Origin of the sequence: Loktanella sp. PT4BL (assembly GCF_003201935.1) — a bacterium.
In the GTDB taxonomy this organism is placed as follows: domain Bacteria; phylum Pseudomonadota; class Alphaproteobacteria; order Rhodobacterales; family Rhodobacteraceae; genus Yoonia.
The window spans coordinates 546,207-562,847 of the sequence record NZ_QJJL01000002.1 but is presented as its reverse complement, the minus strand read 5'-3'; the positions used below and the strand labels follow the sequence as shown (position 1 = coordinate 562,847).

Sequence of the window (16,641 nt, the reverse complement as noted above, 5' to 3'; positions counted from 1 at the left end):
TCACGCCGCGCGGACCGCTTCGAGTACGGCTTCGACGTGGCCGGGGACTTTGACCTTTCGCCACGCTTGGGCAATCTTGCCATCCGCACCGATCAGATAGGTTGCCCGCTCGATGCCCATGTAGGTCTTGCCGTACATGCTCTTTTCCACCCAGGTGCCATAACGCTCGCACACGTCGCCTTCCTCGTCGGACAAAAGCGCGATTTTCAGGTCATGTTTGGCCACGAATTTATCGTGCTTTTTGACGCTGTCCTTTGAGACGCCAAGGACGATGGTATCTTCGGCGGCAAATGCATCGACCATATCGGTAAATCCGATGGCCTCTTTCGTGCAACCGGGCGTGTCGTCTTTGGGGTAGAAATAGAGCACGACCTTTTTGCCTTTGAAATCGGAAAGGTTCACGATCTCGCCACCGTCGCGGGGCAGGCTGAAGTCGGGGGCTGTGTCACCGATTGCGGGCTGTGTCATGGGTGCGTCCTTTTTGCGTTTCACTTTCCTGGTTTTGTTTTAGGTCATGACAGGCAAAGATAAAGAGCAAAGCGCGCGCCGTGCCGCGCAAGATAAGGCCATAATGACCGAAGAGACCGACCCAAACCAGACGAGGCCTGCACGGCCCAAGGGAATGCGCCCTTGGGTGTTCTGGCTGCGTGCGGTGTTTGTGGTCTGCATGATGCCCCTTGTTTTTCTGGCCGCAGCCGCCGTCATGGTCATTGACCGCGATATTACCGCACCCAGCTGGATCACGGATCGGATCGAGGCGCGGGCCGATGCGCTCTTGGAGGGTGGAAGTCTTGAGTTCGGGGCGATGACCGTGCGGATTGGCCGTGACCTGCACCCGACCGTGCGCCTTGTGGACACGCGGCTGGTGGATGCCGGCGGGTTAACGCTCACGCGGGTGCCGCTGGTTGAGGGCGGGATTTCGCCGCGCGGATTGATTCTGCAACAGGAGGTCCTGATGCAGAACGTGCGCCTGATCGGTGCGCAGGTGAATTTGCGTCGTGCGCGCGACGGCTCGGTGTCTTTTGCGCTGACGGCAGGGGGCGGAGATCTGGGTCAGGCGCGGTCTTTGCCTGAATTGCTTGAACAGTTTGACCGCGTTTTCGAACGCCCCGCACTTGATGCGCTTGAAACCGTGCGGGCGGACGGGCTGATCGTGAATTTTGATGATGCGCGTGCGGGTCGGAGCTGGATTGTTGATGGCGGCAGTGTGGCGCTTGATCTGCGCGGCGGCGAGACCGCGATTAATGGCAGTTTTTCGTTGTTGTCGGGCCGCGCCGATGTGACAGGGGTGACCCTGTCCTATATCAGCCCGCGCGGCAGCCGTGCTGCGCAGGTGGGCATTAACCTCACCAATGCCGAGGCGAGCGATATTGCAGCGCAATCCCCTGCGCTTCGGTGGTTGCAGGGCGTCGAGGCCCCGATTACCGCCGCTTTGCGCACCGAGCTTGATGAAGACGGCGCCCTTGGGCCACTCAATGCTTTCCTTGAAATCGGTACCGGTGTTTTGCAGCCGAACCCTGCGACCGAGCCTATCGCCTTTGATGATGCCAAGGCCTATTTCACCTATGATCCTGTGCGCGACCTCATCGCCTTCAGCGAGGTGTCGCTGGAAAGCGCATGGGGCAGTTTGCGCGCCGAAGGCGATGCATATCTGCGCGAATTCCGCGATGGCTTGCCGCGAGCCTCATTGGCGCAGTTCCGCTTTCGCGATGTGGCGCTGAACCCGCCGGGTTTCTTTGACGCACCACCTGAGATTACAGAAGCCTCGATTGATATGCGGCTGCGGTTCGAGCCCTTCTCTGTCGAAATCGGGCAGGCGGTAATGACGGATGGCGATGTGCGGCTGGATGCAAGCGGCGCGTTGGCGGCAACTGACGCGGGCTGGCAATTGGCGCTGGATGCGCAGGTTGCAGCAATCACGCCCGAGCGGCTTGTGTCCTTCTGGCCGATAAACATGAAACCCGGATCACGGCAATGGGTGTCCAACAACCTGACAGACGGGCGGTTGTTTGACGTGGATATGGGACTGCGGATCGCGCCCGAGCGTGCGGCACAATTCGCGGTGGATTTTGAGTTCGAAGGCACCTCGATCAAGTTTTTGCGCAACATCCCACCCGTCACCGGTGCGCGCGGTTCTGCCAGTATCGCGGACAGCCAGTTGGTTGTCGGATTGGATGATGGTGTCGTGAACGCGCCACAGGGCGGGCCGATGCAACTGGCCGGATCGGATTTCACCATTGTGGATATGCGGCTGAACCCGTCGCCTGCGATCCTGAACCTCAAGATCGACAGCTCTCTGACTGCCGCCCTGTCTGTGCTCAATCAAGAGCCTTTTGCCTATATGGACAAAGCCAATCTGCCGGTGACACTCGGCGACGGGCGGGCCCTGACAGAGGGTCAGATCACGTGGCCTTTGCAACCGCGCCCCGCACCGGGAACCGTTCTTTTCGAGATGACATCGCAGTTGCGCAATGTGCGCAGCGATGTGCTGATTGCGGGTCGCAGTTTTGCGGCCCCCCGTCTGACCGTGACGGCCAGCAGGCGCGGCGTGAATATCGCGGGTCCCGTGCGTGTTGGCGATGTGACCGGCGTTGGCACATGGGACCAGCGGTTTGGCGATCCTGACCGTCCTGGCAGCCGTGTGACGGCGAATGTGGCACTATCGCAGGCATTTCTGGATGAGTTCAACATCACACTGCCGCCCGGCACGATCCGGGGCAATGGTACAGGTGCGCTTGCGATTGATTTTCAGCGCGGACGCCCCCCCGCCTTCAGTTTACGCTCCGATTTGCAGGGTCTGACGGTGGCGATTCCGGCGATCGGGTGGTCCAAAGGGCCCGGAACGTCCGGGAACCTGCTGATCGCGGGAACTCTGGGCGCGGTGCCTTCTATCGACACGCTCGAGATTGCTGGTGGCGGCCTGCAGGCGGCGGGGCGCATTACGCTGGACCCTTCAGGGGCGCTGCAGACCGCACAGTTCACCCGGTTCCGCGTCGGCGATTGGTTCAATGCGCCGCTGACGCTGCGCGGACGCGGTGTGGGCCAGCCGCTGGGCGTCGAGATTACCGGCGGCACGCTTGATCTGCGCAATGCAGCTTTCGGCGGCGGGCAGCAAAATGGCGGGCCTGTGGAGATTGCGCTGGATCGCTTGCAGGTGACCGAAGGGGTGGCCCTGACGAACTTCCGCGGCGATTTTCGCGGTCAGGGCGGATTTCGGGGCGAGTTTAGCGGGCAGATCAACGGTGAAACCGCAATTGCAGGCACCGTCGCGCCGCGCGACGGGCGCTCTGCGGTGCAGTTGCGCAGCGATGATGCGGGCGGTGTTCTGCGCGCGGCAGGGTTGCTGCGCAACGCGGTGGGTGGCACGGCTGAGTTGACGCTTCTGCCCGCGATCGGGCCGGGGACCTTTGACGGGACCCTGCGGGTACGCGACATCCGTGTGCGCGATGCGCCTGCAATTGCGGCCTTGCTGGATGCGATCAGCGTCGTCGGGCTGTTGCAGCAGCTGGACGGGCAGGGGCTGGCCTTTGACGAAATGGATGCGCGGTTCCGTTTGACGCCCCAACAGGTGATCGTGTCGCAGGCAAGTGCGGTCGGTCCGGGGCTTGGCATTTCGGTGGACGGCCTCTACACGCTGGCCAATAAACATATTGATCTGCAGGGCGTCGTGTCACCATTTTATCTGGTCAACAGTATCGGTTCTTTCCTGACCCGCAGGGGTGAGGGATTGATCGGGTTCAACTTCAACATTGGCGGTACGTCTGACGCGCCGCAAGTGGCTGTGAACCCTTTGTCGGCGCTGACACCGGGGATGTTCCGCGAGATCTTTCGCAGGCCAGCACCGGAACTTTCCCAATGAAACTGAGCGAATTTGATTTTGACCTTCCAGAAGAATTGATTGCCACGCGGCCAGCGCGCCCGCGCTCGTCAGCACGGCTCTTGCTGGCGCAGGGGACGGCCATCGAGGACCGGATCGTCAATCAACTCCCAGACATTTTGCAGCCGGGCGACCGGTTGATCCTGAACGATACCAAAGTGATCCCTGCGCGTCTGTTCGGCGTCCGTCATCGCAGTGGCGAGGCGGGCGAGACTGCTGCGAAAATGGATGTCACTCTGCTGGAACCGCGGGCGGATGGCGCGTGGTCGGCGCTGATCAAGCCGCTGAAAAAGGTGCGCGATGGCGAGGTGATTGTCTTCTCGGATGAATTAAGCGCCGAAGTTGTCGGGCGCGGTGACGGGCAGGGGTACCTGCAATTCAACCTCAAAGGTGATGATTTTGATGCAGCGCTGAATGCGGTGGGGGCCATGCCATTGCCGCCCTATATCGCGGGTAAACGGCCAGCGGACGAGGCGGACAAGCAGGATTACCAGACCTATTGGGCGCGTCATAGCGGGGCTGTTGCTGCGCCGACGGCGTCACTACACTTTGATGGCCCCTTGCTCGCGGCGCTGGCCGCGCGGGGGGTGGAATTTACCCATGTCACATTGCATGTGGGGGCGGGGACATTTCTGCCGGTGAAGGTGGATGATGTGCGCGATCACAAGATGCACGCGGAATGGGGCGAGGTCACGCCGCAGGCAGCGGCAGAGATGAACGCGACGAAGGCCGCAGGCCACCGTGTGATCCCTGTCGGTACAACGGCGCTGCGCCTGATCGAGAGCGCGGTGCAGGACGGCAAAATGCAGCCCTGGACGGGACCAACGGATATTTTCATCACGCCTGGCTTCCGTTTCCAGATGGCGGACGGGTTGATGACGAATTTCCATTTGCCCAAATCAACGCTGATGATGCTCGTGTCGGCGTTGATGGGCACGGATAACATTCGTGCGATTTATGACCATGCGATTGCGGAAAAATACCGCTTCTTTTCCTATGGTGACAGCTCGCTTCTCTTGCCCGCGCAAGAGGGCGTGAATGGTTGAGGCCCTGTCGCTTCTGTGATGAATTCTTAGGAGAATCGTGACATTGCACGGTTCTTGCTGTGCTGAAAGGGCGTGTCATGTTTCAGGTATTTACCGGCTCTTGGGCTTTGTTCGTCGGCATGTTCATGTTGATGGTGGGCAATGGTCTGCAAGGCACGCTTCTTGGTCTGCGCGGCGAGGCAGAGGGTTTCAGCACCTTTGAGCTCTCGATTGTCATGTCGGCCTATTTTTTGGGATTCTTGTTCAGTTCGCGCTACACGCCCGAGTTGATCCGCCGTGTCGGACACGTGCGGGTGTTCGCAGCCCTGGGCTCGATGATTTCGGCGGTGCTTGTGGCCTATCCGGTGCTGATCGAGCCATGGGCATGGACCATTGGCCGTGTGATCATCGGGTTCTGCTTTTGTGGCGTCTATATCACCGCTGAAAGCTGGCTGAATGATGCGTCCAGCAACGAAAACCGTGGCAAATCCCTGTCGCTTTACATGATCACGCAGATGGCGGGGATCGTGTTTGCCCAATGGATCGTCAGCCAGGGGGATGTTTCGGGCTATGTCCTGTTCATCATCCCGTCCATTCTGGTGTCGCTGGCCTTTGCGCCTGTGCTTTTGTCGGTGCGCCCGATGCCTGCCTTTGCATCCACCAAACCGATGAAGCTGCGTGATTTGATCAACGCCTCGCCGCTGGCCTGTTTCGGGATGTTCATGCTGGGCGGCGTGTTTTCGGCGCAGTTCGGCATGTCGGCGGTGTACGGCAGCCGCGTGGGGCTGACAGTGTCCGAAATCTCGTTGTTTATTTCGGCCATTTATATTGCAGCACTTGTCTTGCAGTACCCGATCGGGTGGCTGTCTGACCGCATGGACCGGCGGGCCCTGATCGTGTGGATTTCCCTGTTCGGTGCGGCGGGATCAATGATCGCCTTCCTTGTGCCCGGCCACTATGTGCTGATCGTGATAAGCGGGGCCATTGTGGGCGGCATGTCGAACCCGCTCTATGCGCTGCTGATCGCCTATGCCAACGACTATCTCGAGAAAGAGGATATGGCGGCGGCCTCGGGCGGGTTGTTGTTCATTAACGGGGTGGGGGCCATTGCGGGCCCGCTGACCGTAGGCTTCATTATGGATAGCATCGGTGACAACGGGTTCTGGTTGTTTACAGCCGTCCTGATGGCGTCTGTCGGATTTTATGGCATCTACCGCGCGACACAGCGGAGCCGCGAACATCTTGAGACCGAGAGCGTGACTGTCCCCTATGCGCCGGTCTCCGCGGCTTCCACACCTGTTGCGGCCGAACTGGCGCAAGAGATGTATATCGAAGAGGTTGAACTCGAAGAAGAGGCGACACAAACGTGATCTTGCGGCACCAAGCCGACCTCTCATGTCATTTCGCAAGATGATGTGACCTTCTAAACACTTGTCAGGCTCCAATTAGTCTGTTTGCAATGGGACAGGAGTGAGGATCATCAAGGAGCGGTGCCGTGGTAACCCCCCAAGAGGTGTTGGCGTTTTGGCTGGACGAATGTACGCCTGCCGACTGGTATAAGAGTGATCCTGCGTTTGACGCATTGATCCGGGACAGGTTTGGGGTGGCTTGGCAGGAAGCGACCGAGGGCGCTTACGGACTTTGGCTCACATATCCATCGGGCGTCCTGGCCTATATCATTCTGACCGATCAGTTTCCGCGCAATATGTTTCGCGGGAAAGGCGAGGCCTTTGCCACTGACGGGATTGCGCGTGCGGCTGCCAAGATGGCGATTGATCGCGACTGGGATCTGAAGATTGACGAGCCTGCACGCCAGTTTTTCTACCTGCCCCTGATGCATTCGGAGAATCTGTCGGATCAGGATCGTGCCGTCCGCCTGATTCACACGCGGATGCCGGAGCATGGAGCGGGCAATCGTGATCATGCCTGCGCGCACCGCGCTGTGATCCGCGATTTTGGCCGGTTTCCCTATCGCAATGATGCCCTGGGGCGCAAAACAACGCCGGCCGAACAGGCGTTTCTGGATGAAGGCGGCTATGGTGCGGCTTATCGCGCGCAGCAGGAAGCCGCAAAATAGCGCCGTTGCGCCAACCGGTTGGCTGTTATGACCTAAGGTCACTGGAGGTCGTCCGGAAAATAGTTTAGTGTTCAACTAAATTTGGAATTGGAGGGCCACCCATGGCTGCACAAAACTTTGACCTGATTGTAATTGGTGCCGGACCGGGCGGCTATGTGGCGGCAATCCGTGCCTCGCAGCTTGGCATGAAGGTTGCCATTGTCGAGCGCGAGAACCTTGGCGGGATTTGTCTGAACTGGGGCTGTATTCCCACCAAGGCGATGCTGCGGTCATCGGAAGTCTTCCACCTGATGCACCGTGCCAAGGAATTCGGCCTCAAGGCGACCGGCATTGACTATGATCTGGATGCGGTGGTCAAGCGCAGCCGCGCGGTTGCGGGGCAGTTGTCGGGCGGGATCGGTCATCTGATGAAGAAGAACAAAGTGACCGTCTTCATGGGTGAGGCCACGATCCCAGCCAAAGGCAAAGTCACCGTGAAGAGCGAAAAGGGCACGGATGAGCTGACAGCCAAGAACATCGTGCTGGCGACAGGCGCACGCGCACGCGAGTTGCCAGGCCTCGAGGCCGATGGTGATCTGGTCTGGACCTACCGCCATGCGTTGCAGCCCAAGAAAATGCCAAAGAAGCTTCTGGTGATTGGTTCGGGCGCGATCGGGATTGAATTTGCCAGCTTCTACAACACGCTGGGCGCTGACACGACTGTGGTCGAAGTCATGGACCGCGTGCTGCCTGTGGAAGACGCCGAGATTTCGGCCTTTGCCAAGAAGCAATTCGTCAAACAGGGCATGAAGATCATGGAGAAATCCACGGTCAAGCAGCTTGATCGTGGCAAAGGCAAAGTCACTGCCCATATCGAAACAGGTGGCAAGACCGAGAAAATGGAATTCGACACGGTCATTTCCGCTGTCGGCATCGTGGGCAATGTGGAAGGTCTGGGGCTGGAAGAACTGGGCGTGAAGATTGACCGCACCCATGTGATCACCGATGAGTTCTGCCGCACCGGCGTTGAAGGGCTTTATGCGATTGGTGATGTCGCGGGCGCGCCATGGCTTGCGCATAAGGCCAGCCACGAAGGAGTGATGGTGGCCGACCTGATTGCGGGGAAACACGCGCATCCGGTCAAGCCGGAAAGCATCGCGGGTTGTACCTATTGCCATCCGCAGGTTGCGTCAGTCGGCTATACAGAGGCGAAGGCCAAAGAACTGGGCTATGACATCAAGGTCGGGCGGTTCCCGTTCATCGGCAACGGCAAGGCGATTGCCCTTGGTGAGCCCGAGGGCATGATCAAGACGGTCTTTGACGCCAAAACAGGTGAGCTGTTGGGCGCGCATATGGTGGGTGCCGAAGTGACCGAGCTGATTCAGGGCTATGTTGTGGGGCGTCAGCTCGAGACGACCGAGGAAGACCTGATGAACACCGTCTTCCCGCATCCGACGCTATCGGAAATGATGCATGAAAGCGTGCTGGATGCCTATGACCGTGTGATCCACATGTAAGGTGGATCGAGATCCACCTTACGCCATGCAGAACCCGCCCCTTGCTGAAAAGGGCGGGTTTTTTGTTGCCAGTAGAAAGCCTAGTTCGGCAGCATCGCAGCGAAACCTGTGTAGGCGCGCATGCCCGCATCGGCCATCATGGTTGCCTCACCGGTGGTCAGGTCGATGCTGTAAAGACCCGATGTATCCGCACCTTCGAGCATCAGAATGGCATAGGCCATGTTTTCGCCTTCGGCAGGCGAGACAATTTCAAAACCGCCCATGATCGACAGATCGGCAACTGCACCGTCAATCGTGATCGGAGCGACCGTGGTCAGAGTACCCGCGTTATTGGCAAGTGTGACCAGCGCGTTGGTTTCGGCATCCAGCGCGTATTGCGCGGTTTCTGATGCTGTCATGCCGTTGATGGCGTTGGTGTAGGCGTTGGCAAAGATCATGGGTGCACTGCCTTCGTTGGCATCACCGGCGGCATAGGCCAGATCGGTAAAGCGCAGGACCGAGTTCGCGCGGGCGTCCATGTCACCAAAGCCCATCGGGAAATAGACAAGATTTACACCATCTGTCGTGACAGCGCGCACCGCGTCGATCTGGTTGTTAAAATCAAAACCCATCGCGGCATCTGCACCGATCATCACTTCGGGGGCGACAGTATTCTCCATGGACGTTACCGCACCAGTCGCGGTGTCGATCCCGTAGACCATGCCGTCACGGGTGATTCCGATCACATCTCCGGTCACAGGGCGGTAGGCGATAGCGTCGACAGGGGTGGAGAGATCAACGGATGCGCCTGCCTCGACAAGGCCGGGAAACATCACGAGCGTGCGGCCGTCGTTCGTCAGGCCATAGCCTGAGGCAGGGCTTGCGTGGCCTGCGGAAAATGCGGGGGCGGCAAGGATTGTGAGAGCTGCTGCAGAAATCAGTGTTTTTTTCATGGTCGTTTTCCTTTCGGTTTGCGTCGGCTGCTGGGCCTGACTTGACATAAGAAATCCGACCTAACTCATTGAAAGTAAATAGATTAAACTTTATTGTGAAAGTGAAACTATCGGCTTCGTGCTTGCGTGTATTCTCTCTGTTTGTGCCTGATGGCGTGGCTGTTTTTTGCCAAGTTGCGTGAAGGCTGGTCTGTCCTTTGGCGAAGATTTCTGCAAAATGTTTCGCGAATGTTCCCAAGACGGGCTGGCGGTTCGCTTCGGGACTGCTATCTGATGTCTGCAGGCTCTGGGGGTCGAGATGGCTGAACTGAAGAATATCGAAGTGCGCGGTGCGCGTGAACATAACCTGAAGAACATCGACGTGGATATTCCGCGCGACCAGCTGGTCGTGATCACGGGCCTTTCGGGGTCCGGAAAATCGTCTTTGGCGTTCGACACGATCTATGCCGAAGGGCAGCGGCGCTATGTTGAGTCGCTTTCGGCCTATGCGCGCCAGTTTCTGGATATGATGGAAAAGCCGGATGTCGATCACATCAGCGGCCTGTCCCCCGCGATTTCGATCGAGCAGAAGACAACATCAAAGAACCCGCGCTCGACCGTCGGCACCATTACCGAGATATACGACTATCTGCGCCTGCTGTTTGCCCGTGCCGGCACCCCTTACAGCCCTGCCACCGGCCTGCCGATCGAAGCACAACAGGTGCAGGATATGGTCGACCGCGTCATGGCGCTGGAAGAAGGGACGCGTGGCTATCTGCTCGCGCCGATCATTCGGGACCGCAAGGGCGAGTATCGCAAGGAGTTTCTGGATCTGCGCAAGCAGGGCTTTCAGCGCGTCAAAGTGGATGGGCAGTTCTACGAGCTGGATGAACCGCCGGTGCTGGACAAGAAATTCCGCCACGATATTGATGTGGTCGTTGACCGGATTGTTGTACGCGAAGGGCTTGAGACACGGTTGGCCGACAGTTTCCGCACGGCACTGGATCTGGCAGATGGAATCGCAATTCTCGAAACCGCGCCCAAAGAGGGTGAACCCGAGCGTCTGACCTTTTCGGAGAACTTTGCCTGTCCGGTGTCCGGCTTTACCATTCCTGAAATTGAACCGCGCCTGTTCTCGTTTAACGCGCCATTCGGTGCGTGCCCGTCCTGTGACGGTCTGGGCGTCGAGCTGTTTTTTGATGAACAGCTTGTTGTGCCTGATGTGACCCTGAAAATTGCTGATGGCGCTCTGGCGCCGTGGCGCAAGGGCAAGAGCCCGTATTTTCTGCAAACCATCGAGTCGATTGCCAAACACTACGGCTTTAACAAAAACGCCCGCTGGAAAGATCTCGACCCGAAGATACAGCAGGTGTTCCTGTACGGCTCTGGCAAGGAAGAGATCAAGTTCCGCTACGATGAAGGCGGGCGCGTCTATCAGGTCGAACGCGCATTTGAGGGCGTGATTCCCAACATGGAGCGCCGCTATCGCGAGACAGACAGCAACTGGATCCGCGAAGAATTCGAGAATTTCCAGAACAACCGCAATTGCGGAACTTGTGGTGGCTACCGTCTGCGCGAAGAGGCTCTGGCGGTGAAAATCGGCGGCCTGCACGTGGGACAGGTTGTGAAGATGTCGATCAAAGAGGCCTATGACTGGTGTCAGGATGTGCCGTCTGCACTCAGCAAGCAGAAAAATGAAATTGCGGCGGCGATCCTGAAGGAAATCCGCGAGCGTTTGGGCTTCCTCAATAACGTCGGTCTGGAATATCTGACCCTGTCGCGCAATTCCGGCACGCTGTCGGGGGGCGAAAGCCAGCGCATCAGGCTGGCCAGCCAGATCGGTTCAGGCTTGCAGGGGGTGCTTTACGTGCTGGACGAGCCGTCGATCGGCCTGCACCAGCGCGACAATGACCGTCTGCTGACGACGCTGAAGAACCTGCGCGATCAGGGCAATACCGTGATCGTTGTGGAACATGACGAAGAGGCGATCCGCGAGGCGGATTATGTCTTTGATATTGGCCCCGGGGCAGGGGTGCATGGCGGTCAGGTCGTGGCCCAAGGGACGCCCGCCGAGATTATGGCGAATGAGGCGTCTGTGACCGGTCAGTACCTGATCGGGGCGCGTGAAATTGCGGTCCCTGCCAAACGCCGGAAGGGCAAGGGCAAGAAGCTGACGGTGGTCAAGGCCACCGGCAACAACCTGCAGAATGTGACCGTGGATTTCCCGCTGGGGCAGTTCGTCTGTGTCACAGGTGTCTCGGGCGGGGGGAAGTCGACCCTGACAATCGAAACGCTGTTCAAGAATGCGTCGATGAAGTTGAACGGTGCGCGCCAGACGCCGGGCCCGTGCGAGACGATCAAAGGGTTCGAGCATCTGGACAAGGTGATCGACATTGACCAGCGCCCCATCGGACGCACGCCACGCTCGAACCCTGCCACCTATACGGGGGCCTTTACCCCGATCCGCGAATGGTTTGCGGGTATGCCGGAAGCCAAGGCGCGCGGTTATAAGCCCGGGCGGTTCAGTTTCAACGTCAAAGGCGGGCGCTGTGAGGCCTGTCAGGGTGACGGCGTTATCAAGATCGAGATGCACTTTTTGCCCGACGTCTATGTGACCTGCGAAACCTGCAAGGGTGCGCGCTATAACCGCGAGACGCTGGAGATCAAGTTCAAGGGCATGTCGATTGCCGATGTGCTTGATATGACCGTCGAGGACGCGCAGACCTTCTTTACCGCCGTGCCGTCGATCCGTGAAAAGATGGATGCGCTGATGCGTGTGGGGCTGGGCTATATCAAGGTCGGCCAGCAAGCGACGACGCTGTCAGGCGGAGAAGCGCAGCGTGTGAAGTTGTCCAAGGAACTGGCGCGGCGGTCAACGGGGCGGACGCTCTATATTCTGGACGAACCGACAACCGGCCTGCATTTCGAAGATGTGCGCAAGCTTTTGGAAGTGCTGCACGAATTGGTCGATCAGGGCAATTCGGTGATTGTGATCGAACACAACCTCGATGTGGTGAAAACGGCTGACCATATCATCGACATAGGCCCTGAGGGCGGTGATGGCGGTGGTCAGGTTGTTGCCACGGGAACGCCCGAGGAAGTGGCAGAGGTGCCCGAAAGTCATACGGGCCGATATCTCAAAGAGATGCTCTCGGCCCGTAAAGTTGCTGCTGAGTGATCAGTCGTAATTGTAACTGAAGGTAAAGACCTCACCGTCGCTGGTGGTGACTGTGCGGGCATAGATCTCTGGCACGGGGCCGTCATCGACAAGCCCTGCAACAGTGACGTCAGCACCTACGGAAACCGGAACGAGGTTAGGTCCCAGATAAACCTCGATCTCGCCGCTTGGGTCGCGCAGGATGAATGTGTCCTCGTCCGCGATACGGTCGACCACGCCGGTGATCGTTACTTGCGTGTCAGGCTGCAGGTCTGCAATTGTCAGTTCGGCAAGCGCAAATGAGGGCGATGCCAGCAGAAGGGCGGTAACAATAGCTTTTGTTTTCATGGCTTAATCCAGTGCCACGCCAAGCAGAATAACTGCCACCGCAGCGGCAAGGGCAAATGCCCAACCGGGTGCGCTGACGGTGATGTCTTTCTTCAACCAGTGGGACACTGACGAAGCGTTAAGGGTGGTTATCTTGTTGTCTTGCACGGTCATCTCCTTTTTCCTGACTGAATGTGTCGGAAATCGGAGGCGCCCAGATCACTTTCAAGATGACTCACTTTTTTGTCAGTGGCTCTGCGCCGCTGAATAGCGGATTCCCGCCTATCAGGGTGTTTGTCGGCTATGCGGTCACAGCCGACCCTAGCTGCGCTTGCGCGTTTCAAATCGCGGCAGCATGGCGGAGAAGTCCTTGCCCCGCCCGTCCTCATCATCCACAAAATGTGCATAAAGATCGCGTGCGGCCAGCCCCATTGGTGTATCGGCATCGACGGCCTCTGCTGCCATCTGGCTCAGGTTCAGATCTTTGAGCATCAGTTCGGCAGCAAAGCCCGGCTTGTATCCGTTGTCTGCGGGGCTCTGCGGGCCAATCCCCGGGGCGGGGCAATAGGCATTCACGCTCCATGATGCTCCGGATGACGTGCTGACCACATCGAACATTGCCTGCCGGTCCAGCCCCAGTTTGTCGGCCAGCGCGAATGCTTCGCAGGTGGCGATCATCGTGACGCCAAGGATCATGTTGTTGCAGATCTTGGCTGCTTGGCCGTTTCCTGACGGCCCGCAGTGCACCGCCTTCTGCCCCATGATCGCAAAGAGCGGTTCGACAGTGGCGAAGGCTGCGGCAGGACCGCCCGCCATGAAGGTGAGCGTGCCGTTGGTGGCTCCGCCAATGCCCCCTGAGACGGGCGCGTCGATAGCGGAAAGCCCTGCGGCCTCGGCCTCTGCGGCTACGGCGCGCGCGCTTTCAACATCGACGGTCGAGCAGTCAAGGTGGATAGCCCCTGCCTTCATGGCGGGGTGAATTTCGGCTGCGACTGCACGCAGGATATCGCCGTTGGGCAGCATGGTGATGACGACGTCGGCGTCTTTTGCAGCATCTGCAGCGCTTTGCGCAAGGGTCAGGCCGGCGGGTACAGCGATGGTATCAAAGCCCACGACCTCATGCGATTTGGCGAGGTTTGCAGCCATGGGCGCGCCCATGTTGCCCAGTCCGATGAAACCGATTTTCATGTTGTTTCCTTCCATTGCAAGGCGTTTGGCCCGAGGTCTTGGGTCATTGCAGAGACGTCTTCGTCTTTTACAGCCTCCCAACTGGCGTGCTGCCATTTCGGGCTGCGGTCACGGTCAATGATGGCCGCGCGGATGCCTTCGATAAAGTCCCCCTGTGCCACACAGCGATAAGTGTAGCGGAATTCGCGCTCCAAAGCCTCTTCGATGCCGGGGGTGCGGCGGGCGGCCTGTATGATCCTGACCGCGACAGCCATGCCCAACGGGGCGTTCCGGTCCATCAGTTTGCGCGCATGGGTGATGGCAGGGCCGTCCGGCGTGGCCGCCATTGCGCGGTAGATGTCAGAAAGTGCAGCACCGCCAAAGCAGTTGTCGATTTCGTCTTGCCATGCGGCCAGCCGTGCGGGCGGCGGGGGTGCAGATGCGGCTTCGACAAAGGACGCGTCGCCCGTGCTGATCAGCGTCTCTTTCAGGTCCGCCCAACCCTCTTGCGGGATAAAGTGGTCGGCGAAACCGGCGTAGAGCGCATCGCCGGTGTCCATACGGTCCCCGCTGAGCCCGAGGAATTCACCGCAATGCCCGGGTGCTTGCGCGAGTAGGAGTGAGCCTCCCACATCGGGGACAAGACCGATGCTGCACTCGGGCATGGCGATCTGGCTGTTTTCGCAGACGATACGGTGGGACGCATGACAGCCGACACCAACCCCGCCGCCCATGGTAAAGCCGTGCAGGAAGCTGACGACGGGCTTGGGGTAGCGCCTGATCTTGGCATTGAGGCGATATTCGTCACGCCAGAAGCGGCGGCCATAGTCGAGATCGCCCTTTTGGCCAGAGGCGTACATTTCCGCAATGTCGCCGCCGGAACAAAAGGCCCGGTCGCCTGCGCCGTCGATGAGGATCAGGGCGACCTCGGGATCGGACCGCCATGCATCCAGTGCTGCCTCGATTGCCAGACACATATCCCATGTCAGCGCATTCAGTGCTTTGGGACGGTTCAGCGTGATGAGGCCTGCTTTGCCGGATTTGTGGATGATGATGTCGGTCACTTCGGTGGGCCCTTGTGAGGTTCCGGATCGGGGTCCGGGACGGCGTGAGTTACTGGATCATATGGCGCGCTGTAATCAGACGCATGATTTCGTTGGTGCCTTCCAATATCTGATGCACGCGCAGATCACGCACGATCTTTTCGACCCCGTAGTCAGCCAAATAACCGTAGCCACCGTGCAATTGCAGGCACTGGTCTGCCACATTGCTACCTGTTTCGGTGCAGAGTTTCTTGGCCATGGCGCAGAATTTCGTGGCGTCCGGTGCGCCTGTGTCAAGTTTCCATGCCGCTTGGCGCAGGAAAGTGCGGGCCGATTGCAGGGCGATTTCCATGTCCGCAAGCCGGAATTGCAATCCCTGAAACTGGTCGATGGATTTGCCGAAGGCGCGGCGTTCGGCCATATAAGCCACGGTTTGATCAAGGGCGGATTGTGCGGCACCGATCGAACAAGCCGCGATGTTCAGACGCCCGCCATCAAGACCGGCCATGGCGTATTTGAAGCCTTGGCCTTCTTCGCCCAGCAGGTTCTCTGCAGGGGCAGGGCAGCTGTCCATCTGCACCTGCCGCGTGGGTTGTGACCGCCAGCCCATTTTATCCTCAAGCCCGCCGAATGACAGACCCGCCGCACCATCCTCGACCACGATGGCACTGATCCCTTTGGGGCCATCATCGCTTGTGCGCGCCATCACGATATAAGCGTCGGAATAGCCGCCACCCGAGATGAACGCTTTGGTGCCGGTCAGAAGATAGCCGGAATTGTCGCGTGCTGCTTTGGTCTTGAGTGCCGCCGCGTCCGAGCCTGACCCGGGTTCAGTGAGGCAGTAGGACAGGATCGTTTCCATGCTGAGCGCCTTAGGCAGCATGCGGTCCTTGAGCGCGTCGGTGCCATAGGCGTCAATCATCCGCGCGCACATGTTATGGATCGACAGGAAGGCCGCGACAGAGGCGCAGGACTGCGACAGCGCCTCGAAGACCAATGTCGCATCAAGCCGCGACAGGCCGGTGCCGCCGCGCTCTTCGGACACATAGAGCCCGCCGAAACCGAGTTCCGCAAGCTTGGGCCAGAGTGCTTTGGGAATGGTGCCTTCGGCCTCCCATGTGCGGGCATGGGGCGCGATATGTTCGGCACCGAAATCGCGGGCCATCTCGAAAATGGCAGACTGTTCTTCGGTCAGAGCGAAATCCATCTTTGCCTCCCGTCAAGGAATTGAACGCTTGTTCATATCTTGCGCGGAACAGATGTGGTTGGCAAGTCCTAGGTGAGGCGGAGGCCTTGAAGGCGTGCAGATAATGCCGTCATCCGATTGCGCCCGTTGACCAACCCGAAAAGCCTTCACTGAAGAACGCGAACGTCGCAAAAGCGCAAGCGCCTGGAATTCATCTGAAGCCCGAGAATTTCGCGCGTGCTGGCTCGCCATGCAACGCTAAGATCAATGCTGCATCTGGCCTGCCGTCATCCCGTTCAAGATGTTCGGGGGCACCGTCACGCGTCAAAGCCTGCACCATGTTCACGGCTTCGCGGGCATGAACCCTTTTGCGGC

13 protein-coding genes are annotated in these 16,641 nt (G+C 58.9%); 6 read left to right on the top strand and 7 right to left on the bottom strand.

Annotated elements, in window-relative coordinates:
• Window positions 1-468, bottom strand: a complete 468-nt coding sequence (bcp, locus tag C7964_RS07665; protein WP_110279073.1) for a thioredoxin-dependent thiol peroxidase — start codon at window positions 466-468, stop codon at window positions 1-3.
• 46 nt (window positions 469-514) lie between these two features.
• Between bcp and C7964_RS07660 the strand changes: the two genes are divergently transcribed.
• From C7964_RS07660 to lpdA, 5 genes are all read left to right on the top strand, one after another.
• Window positions 515-3,859 (top strand): YhdP family protein, encoded by a 3,345-nt coding sequence (locus C7964_RS07660; protein ID WP_286163835.1) that lies wholly within the window; start codon window positions 515-517, stop codon window positions 3,857-3,859.
• The gene (queA, locus tag C7964_RS07655) at window positions 3,856-4,923 is read left to right on the top strand and encodes a tRNA preQ1(34) S-adenosylmethionine ribosyltransferase-isomerase QueA (RefSeq protein WP_110279072.1); all 1,068 of its coding nucleotides are present in this window, start codon (window positions 3,856-3,858) and stop codon (window positions 4,921-4,923) included. Before C7964_RS07660 ends, queA begins: the two co-directional genes overlap by 4 nt.
• A 77-nt stretch (window positions 4,924-5,000) precedes the next feature.
• A complete protein-coding gene (locus C7964_RS07650) occupies window positions 5,001-6,272 on the top strand; it encodes an MFS transporter (protein WP_110279071.1) in 1,272 nt (423 codons plus the stop codon).
• A gap of 125 nt (window positions 6,273-6,397) precedes the next feature.
• Window positions 6,398-6,979, top strand: a complete 582-nt coding sequence (locus tag C7964_RS07645; RefSeq protein ID WP_110279070.1) for a DUF924 family protein — start codon at window positions 6,398-6,400, stop codon at window positions 6,977-6,979.
• A gap of 101 nt (window positions 6,980-7,080) precedes the next feature.
• A complete protein-coding gene (gene lpdA, locus C7964_RS07640) occupies window positions 7,081-8,475 on the top strand; it encodes a dihydrolipoyl dehydrogenase (RefSeq protein ID WP_110279069.1) in 1,395 nt (464 codons plus the stop codon).
• Between the two features lie 80 nt (window positions 8,476-8,555).
• Here lpdA and C7964_RS07635 read toward each other — a convergent pair whose 3' ends face one another.
• Entirely contained in the window at window positions 8,556-9,407 is an 852-nt protein-coding gene (locus C7964_RS07635) for a DUF4394 domain-containing protein (protein ID WP_110279068.1), read from the bottom strand.
• A gap of 298 nt (window positions 9,408-9,705) precedes the next feature.
• On the opposite strand from C7964_RS07635, the gene uvrA reads away from it, so the two are divergent.
• Window positions 9,706-12,564, top strand: coding sequence for an excinuclease ABC subunit UvrA (uvrA, locus tag C7964_RS07630; RefSeq protein ID WP_110279067.1), 2,859 nt, complete (start codon window positions 9,706-9,708; stop codon window positions 12,562-12,564).
• Here the strand turns inward: uvrA and C7964_RS07625 are convergent, their stop codons facing one another.
• From C7964_RS07625 to C7964_RS07610, 5 genes are all read right to left on the bottom strand, one after another.
• On the bottom strand, window positions 12,565-12,891 hold the full coding sequence (locus C7964_RS07625) for a hypothetical protein (protein WP_110279066.1): 327 nt from the start codon (window positions 12,889-12,891) through the stop codon (window positions 12,565-12,567). It lies immediately after the preceding gene.
• Between the two features lie 3 nt (window positions 12,892-12,894).
• Window positions 12,895-13,044 (bottom strand): hypothetical protein, encoded by a 150-nt coding sequence (locus C7964_RS19935; RefSeq protein WP_181417134.1) that lies wholly within the window; start codon window positions 13,042-13,044, stop codon window positions 12,895-12,897.
• A 147-nt stretch (window positions 13,045-13,191) separates the two neighbouring features.
• Window positions 13,192-14,058 carry a 3-hydroxyisobutyrate dehydrogenase gene (gene mmsB, locus C7964_RS07620; RefSeq protein WP_110279065.1) on the bottom strand — a complete coding sequence of 289 codons (867 nt, stop codon included), beginning with the start codon at window positions 14,056-14,058 and terminating at the stop codon, window positions 13,192-13,194.
• Complete coding sequence (locus C7964_RS07615) at window positions 14,055-15,101, bottom strand: enoyl-CoA hydratase/isomerase family protein (protein WP_110279064.1); 1,047 nt, start codon at window positions 15,099-15,101, stop codon at window positions 14,055-14,057. Before C7964_RS07615 ends, mmsB begins: the two co-directional genes overlap by 4 nt.
• A gap of 49 nt (window positions 15,102-15,150) precedes the next feature.
• Window positions 15,151-16,287, bottom strand: a complete 1,137-nt coding sequence (locus tag C7964_RS07610; RefSeq protein ID WP_110279063.1) for an acyl-CoA dehydrogenase family protein — start codon at window positions 16,285-16,287, stop codon at window positions 15,151-15,153.
• Between the last annotated feature and the right edge of the window lie 354 nt (window positions 16,288-16,641).